Source organism: Paenibacillus sp. MMS20-IR301, assembly GCF_032302195.1.
GTDB lineage: Bacteria > Bacillota > Bacilli > Paenibacillales > Paenibacillaceae > Paenibacillus_AQ.
In genome coordinates this window covers 7,505,420-7,520,403 of record NZ_CP135275.1, presented here as the reverse complement: position 1 = coordinate 7,520,403, position 14,984 = coordinate 7,505,420, and the positions used below count along the sequence as shown (strand labels likewise).

12 protein-coding genes and 1 riboswitch are annotated in these 14,984 nt (G+C 53.0%); of the genes, 5 read left to right on the top strand and 7 right to left on the bottom strand.

The window, feature by feature from the left end; all coding sequences use genetic code 11:
* Positions 1-127: 127 nt before the first annotated feature.
* From LOS79_RS32310 to hemA, 3 genes are all read right to left on the bottom strand, one after another.
* A complete protein-coding gene (locus LOS79_RS32310; protein WP_315415162.1) occupies positions 128-775 on the bottom strand; it encodes a precorrin-2 dehydrogenase/sirohydrochlorin ferrochelatase family protein in 648 nt (215 codons plus the stop codon).
* A gap of 534 nt (positions 776-1,309) precedes the next feature.
* Entirely contained in the window at positions 1,310-2,137 is an 828-nt protein-coding gene (gene ccsA / locus LOS79_RS32305) for a cytochrome c biogenesis protein CcsA (protein ID WP_315415160.1), read from the bottom strand.
* A 5-nt stretch (positions 2,138-2,142) separates the two neighbouring features.
* Positions 2,143-3,534 carry a glutamyl-tRNA reductase gene (gene hemA / locus LOS79_RS32300; RefSeq protein ID WP_315415159.1) on the bottom strand — a complete coding sequence of 464 codons (1,392 nt, stop codon included), beginning with the start codon at positions 3,532-3,534 and terminating at the stop codon, positions 2,143-2,145.
* Positions 3,535-3,846: 312 nt separating this feature from the next.
* On the opposite strand from hemA, the gene LOS79_RS32295 reads away from it, so the two are divergent.
* The 4 genes from LOS79_RS32295 to hpt all read left to right on the top strand — a co-directional run bounded on the left by LOS79_RS32295 (position 3,847) and on the right by hpt (position 7,538).
* Entirely contained in the window at positions 3,847-4,365 is a 519-nt protein-coding gene (locus tag LOS79_RS32295; RefSeq protein WP_315422561.1) for a DUF3231 family protein, read from the top strand.
* Between the two features lie 267 nt (positions 4,366-4,632).
* Positions 4,633-4,735: riboswitch (purine riboswitch) on the top strand.
* 131 nt (positions 4,736-4,866) lie between these two features.
* A complete protein-coding gene (locus tag LOS79_RS32290; protein WP_315415157.1) occupies positions 4,867-5,427 on the top strand; it encodes a phosphoribosyltransferase in 561 nt (186 codons plus the stop codon).
* 38 nt (positions 5,428-5,465) lie between these two features.
* Positions 5,466-6,980 carry an IMP dehydrogenase gene (locus LOS79_RS32285; RefSeq protein ID WP_315415156.1) on the top strand — a complete coding sequence of 505 codons (1,515 nt, stop codon included), beginning with the start codon at positions 5,466-5,468 and terminating at the stop codon, positions 6,978-6,980.
* A gap of 27 nt (positions 6,981-7,007) precedes the next feature.
* Positions 7,008-7,538 (top strand): hypoxanthine phosphoribosyltransferase, encoded by a 531-nt coding sequence (gene hpt / locus LOS79_RS32280; RefSeq protein WP_315422559.1) that lies wholly within the window; start codon positions 7,008-7,010, stop codon positions 7,536-7,538.
* A 66-nt stretch (positions 7,539-7,604) separates the two neighbouring features.
* Here the strand turns inward: hpt and LOS79_RS32275 are convergent, their stop codons facing one another.
* The 4 genes from LOS79_RS32275 to LOS79_RS32260 form a co-directional block, all read right to left on the bottom strand.
* A complete protein-coding gene (locus LOS79_RS32275; protein ID WP_315415154.1) occupies positions 7,605-8,663 on the bottom strand; it encodes a glycoside hydrolase family 130 protein in 1,059 nt (352 codons plus the stop codon).
* Positions 8,664-8,683: 20 nt separating this feature from the next.
* Positions 8,684-10,228, bottom strand: a complete 1,545-nt coding sequence (locus LOS79_RS32270) for a DUF3502 domain-containing protein (protein WP_315415152.1) — start codon at positions 10,226-10,228, stop codon at positions 8,684-8,686.
* Positions 10,229-10,302: 74 nt separating this feature from the next.
* A complete protein-coding gene (locus LOS79_RS32265; RefSeq protein ID WP_315415150.1) occupies positions 10,303-11,181 on the bottom strand; it encodes a carbohydrate ABC transporter permease in 879 nt (292 codons plus the stop codon).
* A 12-nt stretch (positions 11,182-11,193) separates the two neighbouring features.
* Positions 11,194-12,132, bottom strand: a complete 939-nt coding sequence (locus tag LOS79_RS32260) for an ABC transporter permease (RefSeq protein ID WP_315415148.1) — start codon at positions 12,130-12,132, stop codon at positions 11,194-11,196.
* A gap of 231 nt (positions 12,133-12,363) precedes the next feature.
* On the opposite strand from LOS79_RS32260, the gene LOS79_RS32255 reads away from it, so the two are divergent.
* Positions 12,364-14,691, top strand: coding sequence for a helix-turn-helix domain-containing protein (locus LOS79_RS32255; RefSeq protein ID WP_315415146.1), 2,328 nt, complete (start codon positions 12,364-12,366; stop codon positions 14,689-14,691).
* Positions 14,692-14,984 lie beyond the last annotated feature (293 nt).

Below are 14,984 nucleotides of genomic sequence, written 5' to 3'. Positions count from 1 at the left end.
TCGCCCCGGCATTCATTCCAGAAGCAGCCTGAACAGTTGCAGCATTCCTTCCGGGGAGTGCCGTAGCCTTAGGTTTCACCGTAGTCAACGCAAGCTGCAGCTTCAGTCGGCAAAGTTAATTGCCTGGCTATTCCTCCCGGTTACTCTCCACCCAGGCTTCGATGTCTTCCGGGGTCCATGGTATAAAGGTACCCTGTCTCATGTCATTCAACACATCAAGCTGACCCAGCCTTCGCAGCAGCCGGGCGCGCGGCTCTGGCGCAGGCTCCAGCCGCTTGACTGCCGTCCGCAGCTCATGCAGGAAGTCGAGATAGGGCTCGTATTCCTCGCCCAGCAGCCCCGCAATCTGCCGCGTAATCTCCGCGGCAACCGACGGTCCCGCACCGGAGGTGGTGACCGCAACCGTCAGGCGCCCCCGGCGGAGGATGCCGGGGGTTATGAAGCTGCCCGCCTCTGCCCGGCTGGCGACATTGACCGGGAGTCCCAGCCTCCGGGCCTCCCTTGCCACAGCTTCATTCACCGCCTCGTCATCCGCGGCGGCATAGACCAGAACAGCCCCGTCGAGATCTCCGGGGGCATAGGGGCGGCTGATCCAGCGCAGCCGCCCGGCCGCAGCCGCTGCGGCAAGCGTCCCGCTGAGCGCGGGACTGACAATCACCAGCGCAGCTCCTGCTTCCAGCAGCGGGGCCGCTTTGCGCTCCGCCACAGCGCCGCCGCCGATCATCACGACAAGCTTGCCCTGCACATCCAGCATAATCGGTAAATAGCGGCTCATCCTTCACCTCCAGCCGGCATCAAGATACACTTCCAGCAAGAACTTAATCTTTCGCTTAATCTGAATTATACACTCCCAGCACTGCAACAGCGTAAGACGCTCCTGCTGCCCCGAGGATCATGCAGGGTAGTTACTTACGGCTTTGGCGCACTTTGATTTTAGCTCAACCAGCATAGCTTTAGTGCACTTCGTACAACTAAATCTTCATAAATTCCGCCTGTCATCCGTTTAGCTGTATTTCATGCAATTAAACTGGCGGCAATAGAGTGTTTCAGCCTGTTCAGGCATTTTTAATTGCACAGAATACAGTTATATGCTGCATGGAGACCGCAATATCATTTTTTGTTGTACAGGATACAACTATCCCAGAGTTTCCGCCCGAAACTAAATATATTACTCAATCCTCAGAAACATCCTCCATAACTCCAGCACAGCCGCTTATCCTATCCGCCTGTTATTCACAGCGCTACTCATCCGCATGCGCTAGCCCAGCAGCACTTCCTCATATTACCTTAACCGGAGCCCGCGCAGCCCCTACTCCCCGCCCCAGCCATGGAATTCCGACCATGAATTCAGCAGAAAGTTCAGGATAATGAAGCCGTAGCCGGCAATAGCCCAGCGGGCCATCGCGGTACCGCTTCTGCGGCCGGAGTGCTTCAGCACGATATAGAGGATGTAGACGCCAAGGCCGGCCAGCGTAGTCAGCACCTTCAGATCCTGGAACAGCAGCGTCCGGCCCTCCGCGATGATGGATAAGCCGGCCAGCACCAGCGAAGCCAGCAGCAGCGGAACTCCGGCCAGGATGGCGGTATAGGAATATTTGTCCATCGTCTCCAGGCTTGGCAGCCGGCGGACCCGGTCATCCCACTTCTTATTCTTCAGCTTCGTATGCAGGAACAGATACATTATCGCAAATACCGTTCCCAGTGTCAGTGCGGCAAAGCTCAAATTAGCCAAAATCACATGCATCGCCAGCCAGCCATGCACCGCACTCCAGCTCTGCAGCGTATGATCCTCAGCGGTCAGCCATACCCGGTTCAGCAGAAACACGCTGAAGCCGGCCATGCTGAGCAGCAGGATCGTGAACTCGCCGCCGCGCGTAAATGCCACCGCCAGTGAGGTTACTACGATGCTAAACGAGAACCAGAACAGGAAATCATACGGCGTGAAGATCGGCAGCCCGCCCTCCTGGGAGAAGCGGACCGCCAGCCCGGCGAGCTGCAGCAGGCCTGTAGCAGCAAGAAGCCCTGTGCCCAGCCGCTTTCCGCCCGGATTACGCCGAAGGCAATCCGAGAAAACAAACAGCAGGCTCAGGGCATATAGCAGCAGAGCGGCATCATATATTCCGTTCAGCAGTTGCATGTTGTTCACCCGCCCAGCAGACCGGCCGGAGCAAACACCGTCCCCGGTACGGCAAACTTTCCGCCGGAGGAGACTTCAGCAGGCACCTCTGGGGCCGGCACAGCATCACTGCCCTCCGGGCCGGAATCCAGCTGCTCCTGCAGCGCGAAGATCCGGGTGAAGTAATCGAGCGCTTCATTTCCCTGCTTACCGCCGGAAAGCTCCTTGATTACATTAATCGGGTCATGCATCATCTGATTTACAATACTTTTGGTCAGCCGGCGGATGACTTTACGCTGATGCTCATCCAGCTCCGGCAGCTTGTTGAACAGGCTATCCATCGTCTCTTCATAAATGCCGTTCGATTTGTCCTGCAGCGCCCGGATGACCGGCCGGACCCCGAGTGTCTTCAGCCAGAGCTGGAATTCATCCATCTCCTGGCGGATCATCACTTCAATCTTGGCCGCCTCACTGCGGCGCATCTCCAGGTTGTTCTCCACAATACCTTCCAGATCATCGATATCATAGAGGAACACGTCCGGCACACTTGCCGCCGCCGGATCAATGTCACGCGGCACAGCGATGTCAATCATGAACAGCGGCCGTGACGGCCGGCGTTTCATGCCTTCAGCCACTTGGGCAGCCGTCAGCACATAACCGTCAGCCCCCGTCGAGCTGATGACAATATCCACTTCGTCCAGCCGCTTCAGCGCCGCTTCAATTGTACTCGGCTTGCCCGAGAATTTCTCGGCCAGCTCTACCGCCCGGGACAGCGTCCGGTTGGCGACAATCACCTCCGCCGCACCGCTGCTGTACAGATGCTTCACCGTCAGCTCGCTCATTTTGCCGGCGCCGAGAATGAGCACTCTTTTGCCGGTAAACATCCCGAAGATCCGCTTGCCCAGCTCCACTGCCGCATAGCTGACCGACACCGCGCTTTCGCCGATCGAAGTCTCACTATGCGCACGTTTGCCAAGCGTCACCGCCTGCTTGAACAGCCGGTTGAACCAGGTTCCGGTCACGCCCTCCGCCTGGGCAGTCAAAAAAGCATTGCGCACCTGGCCGAGAATCTGTGTCTCGCCGATCACCATCGAATCCAGACCACAGGTTACACGCATCAGGTGGGCAATCGCCTGCTCGTCTTCATATATATACATATGCTGCGCAAATACATCGCTTTTTACACCGAACCACTGCTCCATGTAGCTGCGGATGAAATAACCGCACATATGAAGGCGGTCCACGACCACATAAATTTCCGTCCGGTTACAGGTGGCAACGACGACCCCTTCCAGAACGCTCTTCGTCTGCATCAGCTGATGCAGCGCTGCAGGCAGATCCTGCTCGGCAAAAGCGAACTGTTCCCTCACCTCTACGGGAGCCGTACGGTAATTCAGGCCAACGACGACAATATGCATCGCTTGTTCACCATCCTAATCTCTATTCATTGGTGTAGGCACTGTTACAGCTTAAAAGCATATCTCAGTATCACATTCACAAGTTCCAAAAACGCTGTGTTAAGTATATCACATCAAAATACGGCTTTTTACAAAACCTATGAACTATTTATGAATTGCAGATAATAATTATTATAAATAAAAATCAGCAAAAGTACCATGCTTTAGAATGAGTTATTTGGAGTTTATTTATGAATCTCCCCCGTACATAAGCCAGCTGCTTAAGGGAATACTGTTGCAAGTCTGAACCAACCGGAAGGAGTGATTATAATGATCGGAATTTTTGGCGGCAGCCCCCACGACGAGCCTATGCATTACGGGGAAATTTACAATGTGTGGCAGGCTTCCATGGTAGCTAAAGTGGCCATCTCGACCTACAGGGCTTATTTAATCCACGCAGGTGACAAGGATCTGAAAAAAATCATCGAAGCACTCATTGACCAGGCTGAACTTGAGGTCAGTGAATGCGATACACTGCTTACCAAGAACGGTATTGCCACCGTTCCGAATCCGCCGGGCCGTCCGGCGGCCAGACTTGAAGATATTCCTGCAGGCGCAAGATTTGCAGATACCGAAATATTCGCAAGCATCTCCACCGCCATTGCCACCGGACTTGTCGCGTGCAGTCAGGCCATGGCCCAGAGCATCCGGGAGGATGTCGGCGCGCTTTTCGCCAAATACCATCTGACGAAGGCCGCGCTTGGCTCGCGCATTCTTAAGCTGAGTAAGGAAAAGGGCTGGCTGATCCCGCCTCCGCTGCAAATCAGAAGGCCGGAGACCGTCAAATCCTGAAGCGGGGCATCTGCACAAAAAAATCTGCAGCTTATATAAGCATCCGGATCATTCCGTTAGACAGCGGGATGTCGGGATGCTTTTTCGCATGTGCTTACAGACGATTATACAAATACAGAATTAAAGTTATATAAACTAACATAAAATCAGTTGTTGACACACAATATTGCGAGTGTTAGCATATTAAAAAATAATTAAAGTAATATTATTTAACATTCGATATGCACTTTTATATGATAACGAATTACTTCGTTATACTCACGTCATATAATATGACTCAAAATCTCTTGTATAAGCTCATTAATCCGGTATGAGCGTATCTACAGGCAACCGTTAATTGCCCCAGGCTACAAGAGGCCAGATAAGACGTTGAAGATATCAGACTGCGGGACACGGCTGCCGCCGCGAGTTCCCCTGATGTACTTTGTCTTGCCTGTGCCTCTTGAACCCCGGGGTTTTTTGGCATCTGCACCATCTACAATATTAGAAGGAGTGAGGGCAATGAGTGCATCCTACGCACGGTTAAGCGAATCGATCAGTACAGCCAGGAATGTGAGGATTTACAAAAATAAGGACACCGCTTACGATTTCAAGCTCTATCCCTTCGGTGAACGCGGAACCTACATTGCCCCCGAGCTAATCAGTGAGATCACCGACAGTCTGGCTGAGGCCGCCGCGAAGCAGTTCCCGGACTTTGATTACATCGTGTCGCCTGAACCGGGCGGGCATACCTGGGGCATGCTTGCCGCCTACAAGCTGATGAAGCCGATGAATATCCTGCGCCTCAGTACGGAATTGTATGAGAATTACGAGGTCAGCATCAAGCGGGAGACGGCGTATAACGAGAACTATATTTATTTTGACGGCTTCTCTGCCGGTGACCGGGTATTGCTGCTGGATGATGTGATCAGCTCAGGCGCTACGATCCGCTGCATAGCCGCGCAAATGTCCGTGATGGGGATTGAGCTTGTCGGCGTGCAGGCGATTCTGGCCAAAGGAGAGCACTACAAGCAGCTGGAGAGCGACATCGGAGTGCCCGTGCGGTTTCTGTCGAAGGTATAAAGTGTATAAGGATAACAAAAGTGAAGGAGTGAGCAGCAATGGCTTATTATTACGAGCAGCCGTCAAGAACGTTCAGCGAGTTCCTGCTGGTGCCCAGCCTGACGACCAAGGAATGTATTCCCGGCAATGTCGATCTCAGGACCCCGGTAACCAAATTCCGCCAAGGAGAGGCCCCGGCGCTGACGATGAATCTTCCGGTTACCTCGGCGGTGATGCAGGCGGTATCGGACCATAATATGGCGATTGCACTGGCGAAAAGCGGCGGCATCTCCTTCATCTACGGCTCACAGTCTATTGAACAGCAGGTCGAGATGGTCCGCCGGGTCAAAAAGTTCAAGGCCGGCTTCGTCCTCAGTGACTCCAACCTCCGTCCGGAGGATACGCTTCAGGATGTTCTTGCTCTTAAAGCGCGCAGCGGCCACTCCACCATCGCCATTACGGACAACGGGGAACCGACAGGCAAGCTGATGGGCATCGTCACAAGCCGCGACTACCGTGAGAACCGCCTGCCTCCGGAATTTCCGATTACGGGATTCATGACGCCTCTATCGTCGCTGATCTACGCCGAAGAAGGCATCTCTTTAACCGAAGCCAATGATATGATCTGGGATCATAAGCTGAACTGCCTGCCCATTGTCAGTACCAGCGGCCATCTGGTCCATCTGGTATTCCGCAAGGATTATGACAGCCACCAGGAATACCCGCTGGAGCTGCATGACGATAACAAACAGCTGATTGTCGGGGCGGGCATTAACTCCCGGGATTATAAGGACCGCGTTCCGGCGCTGGTCGAGGCCGGGGCGGATGTGCTCTGCATCGATTCCTCTGACGGCTACTCCGAGTGGCAGGCCGAGACCATCCGCTATATTAAGGATACTTTCGGCGACAATGTGAAGGTCGGCGCAGGCAATGTTGTCGACAAGGAAGGTTTCCTGTACCTGGTGGAAGCCGGAGCGGATTTCATCAAGGTCGGCATCGGCGGCGGCTCCATCTGTATTACCCGTGAGCAGAAAGGCATCGGACGCGGCCAGGCCTCCTCCGTCATCGAGGTCGCGGCGGCCCGCAAGGAATATTATGAGCAGACCGGCATCTATGTCCCGATCTGCTCGGACGGCGGGATTGTCCATGATTATCATATTGTGCTGGCGCTGGCTATGGGGGCGGACTTCGTCATGCTGGGCCGCTATTTCGCCAGATTCGACGAGAGTCCCGGGCGCAAGCTGCTGGTCGGCGGCAATTTCGTGAAGGAATACTGGGGTGAAGGCTCGAGCCGTGCCCGCAACTGGCAGCGTTATGACTTCGGCAATGAGGGCAAGGAGAGCAAGCTGGAGTTCGAGGAAGGCGTGGATTCCTTCATCCCTTATGCCGGACGGCTCAAGGATAATCTCGATCTCAGCATCAGCAAAATCAAATCCACCATGTGCAACTGCGGCGCGCTGACCATTCCTTCCTTGCAGCAGAAAGCCAAGATTACACTGGTCTCCTCTACGACGATCTTTGAAGGCGGCGCACATGATGTTATGCTTAAGGAAAAGGACAGATCATCTTCCTGATCCGATCCTGAGCCATAAGGAGAGTAAATCATGACCCAAATCACCAAAGTTCTGGTCAGCAAGGACCAGCTGCAGCAAAGAGTTAAGGAGCTGGGAGCCGAAATATCGCGTGACTATGAGGGTAAGGAGCTTGTACTCATCTGCATCCTCAAGGGCGGAGCCGTGTTCACATCTGATCTGATGCGCGAAATTTCGTTCCCGGTCGGCATTGACTTTATGTCGGTATCCAGCTACGGTGCAAGCTCTACCTCTTCCGGTGTCATCACGATCAAAAAGGATATCGATATGGATATCCGCGGCAAGCATGTGCTGCTCGTCGAGGATCTGATCGACACCGGCCTGACGCTGCAGCACCTGAAGCAGCTGTTCGCGCTGCGCGAAGCGGCCAGCGTCCGCATCTGTACGATCTTAAGCAAACCGTCCCGCCGGCTGGTCGATGTTCCGATTGATTACAGCGGCATTGATATCCCTGACGAATTCGTCGTCGGCTATGGCCTGGATTACGCGGAGCAATACCGCAATCTGCCGGAGGTCTGGATTGTAGAGACAGGCAACTAAACCCATGTGCAAGAAGGGCAATTCCTCAGTAATCTGAAGAATTGCCCTTTTTTATTAAACAGATTGTTAATCCGCCTCAGGTGCAAGGGTAGCCCAAATCTCCTCCAGCGGAATATCAGCAACCGCCATGACCTCATCAGCAGCACCGTAGTACATACGGATCGTATCCCCGTTCAGCAGAGCCCCGCACGAGAAAACCACTCCGCCGAAGAAGCCGTTCACTTCATAATCAGCCTCCGGCTCCAGGAACGGCCGGGTGGACCGGGCCAGCACTTTGCCGGGATCCTCCAGGTCCAGCAGCACAGCGCCCATGCAATAACGGTGCTTGGAATCGGCCCCGTGATACAGGGCAAGCCAGCCGCGTTCCGTGCGGACCGGTACTGCGCCGCCGCCCATCCGGCCGCCATCCCAGGATGCCTTGCGCAGCCCCATCAGGAACCGGTGATTGCCCCAATGCAGCAGGTCGGGCGATTCGGCAATCCACATTTCCGGAGCACCGAATGCATGCGGCACCGGACGGGTCAGGGCATAATATTTGCCCTGGATGGCCTCAGGAAACAGCATGACATCCTTGTTCTCCGGAGCCATCATCAGCCCGTGGCGCTTGAAGTTGCGGAAATCGGCGGTTTCAGCCAGCCCGACACCAACACCCCGGGACGAAGCCGCACTATAGGTGATGTAATACTTGCCTTCGATCTGCGTGATGCGCGGGTCTTCTATTCCCCAGGCTTCAAGCGCAGTCTGCGGGAAGAGCGCCGGCTGATCCTCTACCGTGAAATGAATACCATCCCTGCTGCGGGCCACACGCAGATGGGACATCGAGGTCAGCATCACCACCTGGCCGTTCTCCGCTACAAACCGGGAATCACTGAAGTCATACCGTTCATCACCGGCAGACAAGCGTTCTACGATGATCTCCCCTGTAGTCTCATTCAGCTTCGGGATCAGCACTTCTGCTTCTGAGCTGCTGACCGGCGCTTCAGCTACCCGGAGCAGCAAAATGGTCTCATCCCCATACACAGCGGCTCCGGCATTGAAGGCTCCCAGCACCTTAAAGTCCGGCCTCGAAGGTTTCACATCATTAGGTCTTACGACCGGATTCTGTTCAGCACGTATAACTGGCATTAATATCTCCTCTTTCTGCGCTATTCGGCTACCACGGCATCAATCTGCTTTTGAATCTCATCTATGACCTTTTGCCCGCCGACACCAAGAATCTTGTCCTTCAGCATCGCTTTGCCCTTATCCGCCGGCAGAACGCCTTGGGACAGCGGCAGGAACACAGAGTCGAAGAACGGGGTTGTTTTGGCGTATTCGGTCTTTACCTGCTCGGCATCAAAGCTGAAGCCGGTAATCGGGCTTAAGGTGAAGAACTCCGCTGCGCCGGCCTTTTCAACCCATTCCTTATCTCCGGCCAGCATATTATCCGGAGTACGCTCCAGCTGCGGACGCCAGGTGAGCACAAAGCCCGGGAATACGTAACCGGAGAGCTGCTTATAACTCGAATCCCCTACAGGCTCCCAGTCTTTTCCTTCAACCCCGTACTGCATCAGGTCATGATTCTCTTTCACCGACAGCCAATTGGCTACATCCATCACCAGCTCGGCATGCTTTGAAGCCTTAGGAATAGTGAGGAAGTTCCACTGCTGATAATTGGAATAAGGCTTCGAATTGTCATCATGCGGAACGACCACTTCAAGCTCAGCGCCTTCAATCTTAAGCGCATCCAGATACTTCAGGCCTTCTACACCGTCAGCCGCATAATAGGTTGCTGCATATTTGCCCTGATTGAACAAGGTCTGGGCATTCTGCTCCTGGGCAATATTCTTGGACAGGATACCGTCCTGATAATATTTAGTCGCTCTTTCGAAGGACTGGTCAAAGCTCGTGTCTTCCCAGGCTCCAACCACCTTCTTGTCCGCAAGCGAGTAGTAGAACATAGGCACCAGCGTCTCAATGTAGCTGTCCTTGCTGGTGTTCAGCGTATCCTTGAACATCGCCGGAAGCTTATCCGCCTTGCGGCCGTCAATAACAAACGGCTTGATCGCTGTTTCCTTTTCTTTGACGGTATAGAGGAATTTCTCCACATCTGCCACCGTCTTCAGCTCAGGCATCCCGTATTTCTCACGCAGATCCTTGCGGATTACGAAGCCGTATAAAGTTCCTTGTACTGTGCCAAGCGGAATTCCCATGATCTTGCCGCCGAACTTGTTGGCTTCCCACATCTGGTCAGGAATGGATTCCTTCAATTCCTTGCGTGAAGCAACCAGATCATCGAGCGCAATGATCGAGCCGCTGGCAATCATCTGCGACATAGACAGCCACGGTGCATCCAGATACATGTCGAACTCCTCGCCCGCCGACATTTTTACCGAGACCGAATTGCCGTAATCAGACCAGGGCAGAAAATTGATATTCAGCGAAGCACCGATGTTATCCGCCTTCAGCTTGTCGTTTACCGCCTTCAGCACATCCTCGAAGCCGGCAGGTTTATCACCCGGGAAATAAGCCTTTAATTCGACAGTTTCCTTCGGGCTGCCGGCGGAATTGCTCTGTTCCGTACCCTTAGCGTTATCCGCAGCCCCTGCTTCCGTATTATTGCTTCCATTGTTCCCCCCGCAGCCGGACAATAGCATGGACAGCGAGAGTAACGCAGTGAGCGTAAAGCTGAATATTTTCTTTGATTTCATTTCAATAACCCCCCATAAATGAATTATAAAGCTATATGCGGTAACCGGAAAATCCGGTTAATGCCGAGACTGGCCTATCCTTTAACAGCTCCTACAGTCAGCCCTTTGACAAAATATTTCTGCAGCATCGGATAGAGGAGAATAATCGGGCCTATCGTCAGAACCGTGGTTGCCATACGCACCCCATAGGTTGGAACTACGGTGGAGATCGCCGCGGAAGAAGGAATCAGATTCTTGGCCGCTTCCATATTGGAAACCATCCGGCGCAGAATCAGCTGCAGCGGGAAGAGCTTCTCGTTATCGATAAACATCAGGCCCATGAACCAGTCATTCCAATAGTAAAGGGCATAGAATAACCCCACAGAGGCCAGAATCGGCTTGGAAATCGGCAGGATGATCTGAAAGAATACTCTCATTTCATTGGCCCCGTCTATGCGCGCCGCCTCCTCCAGCTCCTCCGGTACCGTCCGGAAGAAGCTTACGAGCAGGAATACCAGGAAGGGCTGGCAGAGCAGCGGCAGAATCAGCGCCCAAATTGTATTTTGCAGATGCAGCCATTGGCTGACTACGATGTAGAACGGAATAATCCCGCCCGTGAACAGCATAGGCAGATAACAGAACAGCAGGAATGGCGTTTGCAGCACATTACGCTTATTGGCCAGGGAATAGGCCAGCATGGCTGAAATGCAAAGCGCCGTTAACGTACCAACAACGGTAATGATGATCGTAATTCCATATCCGTTGTATAGAGCGTCCGAGTGCAGGAGCGCCTTGTAGGCTGCAACCGAGAACGCTTTCGGGAACAGCGTATAGCCGTTAACAATCAGCTCACTCTCATCCGTGAATGAGCCGATGACCATCAGCAGAAACGGCAGAATGCAGAATATCGTGAAGACCATGAGGATGGCATAGGCAACAAAACTGAATAAGCGGTCAGACAATGTCTGTTTCAAGTGTTTTCCCTCCTAGAACAATGCGGATTCTTTGGACATTTTGCGTGTGACCGCATTGGCAATAATGACGAAGATCAGACCCATTACCGACTGGAACAGCCCGACTGCCGAGGACATCCCGAAATCATGAAGCTGCCGCATGGAGCGGAATACGAAGGTATCAATGACATCGGTCGTCGGATACAGCAGCGAATTGTCACCGATAATCGCATAGATCATGGCGAAGTCGCCGTTGAAGATTTTGCCAACCGATAAGAGCGTCATAATGGATATGGTCGGCACGAGCAGAGGCAGTGTAATCCGCAGCATAATCTGCAGCTTGGAGGCACCGTCTATCCGCGCCGCTTCATACAGATCCTCGGAGATGCCTGTAATGGCCGCCAGGAAAATAATCGATAAATACCCGGCGCCCTGCCATACGCGGATAACTGTAAGAATCCATGGCCACAGGGACGATTCAAACATCCAGTTGACCGGTTCAAAGCCCAGATTCTGCAGCAGCGTATTGACCGGCGGAGCTTCTCCGCCCAGGAAGGACTGGACCAGCATCCCGATCACAATCCATGACATGAAGTAAGGCAGGAAGATCAGCGATTGGGATATTCTTTTAAAATACTTGCTCCGGATCTCATTGAACATCAGCGCAATCAGCACCGCCGCCACGGTAGTAAAGATAATGAACAGCACATTCAGCAGCAGCGTGTTACGCAGGATAATCCAGAAATCATCCGAGGTGAAGAAATAATTGAAGTTGCGGAAGCCCACCCACTCACTCCCGGTAATTCCTTTGGAAAAGTCATAATCCTTAAATGCAATCATAATTCCGTAAATCGGAAAATAACTGAAGATAAGAAAGAAGAGCAATCCCGGCACCGCCATCCCGTATAAAAAAGGATTACGTGCAATTTGCTGCAGCTTGTAGCCCGCCCCGCGTTTCCGGACATTTGGCATTCCCGTGTCCCCCCTTGAATCATTCGTAAAAGCTTTGTCTGGGAGAAATATAGCAGGCCGGTGCTTACTCCGGCTATTGCAGGAATTAACTGTGGCTACTGTATGCATGAATGGCCGGACTTCCCAAAAGCATCACCCTTTCAGGAACCATCGATTGCCTTTATCAAAAGCAGCGATATGTTACAATAAACCTGCCTTATCAATCCACAGCGACCCAGACGGGGGTACGACATGCCCAAATTCAAACTATCCCGGCTCTATTTTGTGAAGCAACGTCCGACTTTTCTCAAAATCATCATTTATTTCGTCAGTGCCAATGTGATCGTACTGGCGGTATCCTTCATTGCCCTCTTTTCGCTATCCTCCCAAACACTGCTCAAGGAAATCGGTGACCACTCCGAGTCACTGTTAGTGAATGGTGCGAAGAATACAGCCCAGCTCATGGAATGGTCTATTAATTATGCCTACTCCTCCAGCTCAGATGTTCAAATTGAGGCATATGCACTCTCAGAGCAGCACAGTGATCTGGACACCTATGCCGTCTGGAGCCGGCTGATGAATATCAAGAACGGCAATCCCTCCATTGATTCGGTCTATCTGATTAATGATTATACGCAGCAGATTATCGATTCCCGGCTGGGCATGAATGAATTCGCCAGCTTCTATGATCAGGAGGTACTCACGCGGCTGCGGACCCGGAAGCTGACTGACGGTGCTTTTCTGATTCCCCGCAATCTTGTGCTGCCGCTGGAATCCGGCCAGGAGAAGAAAGTGATTACAGCCATCGTCCCCTATGAGACAGGCAAATCCATCTCTGCCTTCGTGCTGAACGTCGATGCGGACAAGATCATGACGCTGCTGCAAAATAACAGCAATGTGCTGGAGACCAGCGTCTTTGTGCTCAATGACAAGAAGGAGCTGGTCTTCAGCAGCGTGAAGCTGGACGCAGGGCAGATCCAGGAGTTCAGCCGGGCGGTGGAGAAGAATGCGAACGGCTGGAAGATCATCAAGCCGCAGAACCTCCCGGAGCAAATGCTGGTCTATGCCAACACCTCAATCAACGGCATTCAGAACTGGAAGTTTATCGAGGCTATTCCCAAATCCGTTATTCTGAACAAAATCACGTGGCTGCGGAATTTGACCCTGCTGCTGTTCGCCGGACTGTTTGCCGCTTCCCTCTGGGTAATTATTTTATTGTCCAAGCGGGTGTATTCGCCAATTCAGGAGCTGGTGCACAATGTGATGGAGCAGCATAAGGCGGAGCAGCTGGACGGGCAAAATGAAGCCAATGAGCTGGTGTATCTCTCCCAGGTGTTCGTCTCACAGAATGAGCGGATACACGAGCTGACAGAGCATGGCCGGAAGGACAAGTTTCTGGCCAAGGAGCGGTTTCTGCGGGATTTATTAGGAGGAACAACCTTATCTGCTGCAGAGATCCGCAATACCTTTAAGGAGCTTGGGATTGAATTGCCTGGCGGGGGAGTATCCGTAGCCATCTTCCGGATCGACCAGTTTACCGGCTTCACCGGACGGTATTCTGACAAAGACCAGCGGCTGCTGCGCTTTGCCATGGCTAATATTATTCAGGAGTCGCTTCAGCCGGACACAGTAACGCAGATTCTGACCGTTGATATGGGCAAAGATCATGTTGCCGTGCTTCTTCCCGCAGGCAGAGGACAATCAGCAGCCGCATACTTAGATAAGCTGCAGCAGTCGCAGCGGCTTGTGGGGCAGTTCTTGTCCATCGGCACCACGGTTGCTTGCGGTAAATATTTAGAGGGGTTAAACGAGCTTCATGAGGGGTATATGGAGACCTATGAGATGACCCAGGAGCGTTTCCGCTTGGGGCAGGGCGCATTTATCACCGGGGAGCATACGGATGCAAGTCCCGGCGAGCTGTACCATATGCCGCTGGAGCTGGAACGGCAAATGATGCAGGCCATCCACAGGGCGGATGCTCCCGCATTCCTGGACAGCCTGGATACCGCAATTGCCGCACTCCGGGAACGCCCTTACTTTGAATGCAAAATGTCATTGATCACTTTATTCATGACCATCCGCCGCTCGATGCAGGAGATTGCCCACCAGCCGGCACTGCCCAGCTCCTGGAGCCTGACTTCGGTGGAGAATCAGATTATGAAGCTTGAGACACTGGAAGCTGTGATCGGATGGATGGCCGAGGTCTCCGCCAAATTCCTGCATGAGGTCGCGGCTGTCCGCAGCATCTCCCGGAATGCCGGGCTGGTAGGGCAGGTAGAACAGCTCATCGAAGCTCATCTGACCGATGCCAACCTGTCCGTCAAGATGCTCTCGGATGAACTTGGCCTGTCGGTTAACTACATCCGTAACCTGTATAAGAACGAGACGAACCGATCCATTACCGAGACGATCTCTGAGCAGCGCCTGAGTATGATCTGCGAGGAGCTGGTCTCCAGCGAAGCACCGATCGAGCCCATCGTCCTGAAATACGGCTTCGCTTCATTAAATACCTTCTACATTGCCTTCAAAAAAAGATACGGCGTGACTCCGGCAGTCTACAGGAAGGTTAATCAGAAATAGACGGGGACAGCGGGAGTACGATGCCGGGTACAGTGTGCGGGCGTAAATTTATTGCAAAGTAACTATAAGATACTCCAAGTAACGGTTAGGATACAGTGGAGTGCTGCGAGCGGATGATGAGGTTATTGCATACTGACCGTTACGGACCGGAGAGACCTTGATATGAACGAAACAGTCAAGCGCCGCAGTAGCAATCCCGTTTTTGGCGCACTTAAACAAACCTATCAATTGACGTCTTTTAGAGGAGGTTCCCTTTTTCCCAAAGGGTTGACGCAGTGTTTAACCTTTCTTCT

What these genes read in the sequence shown, in the direction of transcription:
- LOS79_RS32310 (WP_315415162.1), bottom strand. Translation starts at nt 775, where the DNA reads ATGAGCCGCTATTTACCGATTATGCTGGATGTGCAGGGCAAGCTTGTC.
- ccsA (WP_315415160.1), bottom strand. Translation starts at nt 2,137, where the DNA reads ATGCAACTGCTGAACGGAATATATGATGCCGCTCTGCTGCTATATGCC.
- hemA (WP_315415159.1), bottom strand. Translation starts at nt 3,534, where the DNA reads ATGCATATTGTCGTCGTTGGCCTGAATTACCGTACGGCTCCCGTAGAG.
- LOS79_RS32290 (WP_315415157.1), top strand. Translation starts at nt 4,867, where the DNA reads ATGAGTGCATCCTACGCACGGTTAAGCGAATCGATCAGTACAGCCAGG.
- LOS79_RS32285 (WP_315415156.1), top strand. Translation starts at nt 5,466, where the DNA reads ATGGCTTATTATTACGAGCAGCCGTCAAGAACGTTCAGCGAGTTCCTG.
- LOS79_RS32275 (WP_315415154.1), bottom strand. Translation starts at nt 8,663, where the DNA reads ATGCCAGTTATACGTGCTGAACAGAATCCGGTCGTAAGACCTAATGAT.
- LOS79_RS32270 (WP_315415152.1), bottom strand. Translation starts at nt 10,228, where the DNA reads ATGAAATCAAAGAAAATATTCAGCTTTACGCTCACTGCGTTACTCTCG.
- LOS79_RS32260 (WP_315415148.1), bottom strand. Translation starts at nt 12,132, where the DNA reads ATGCCAAATGTCCGGAAACGCGGGGCGGGCTACAAGCTGCAGCAAATT.
- LOS79_RS32255 (WP_315415146.1), top strand. Translation starts at nt 12,364, where the DNA reads ATGCCCAAATTCAAACTATCCCGGCTCTATTTTGTGAAGCAACGTCCG.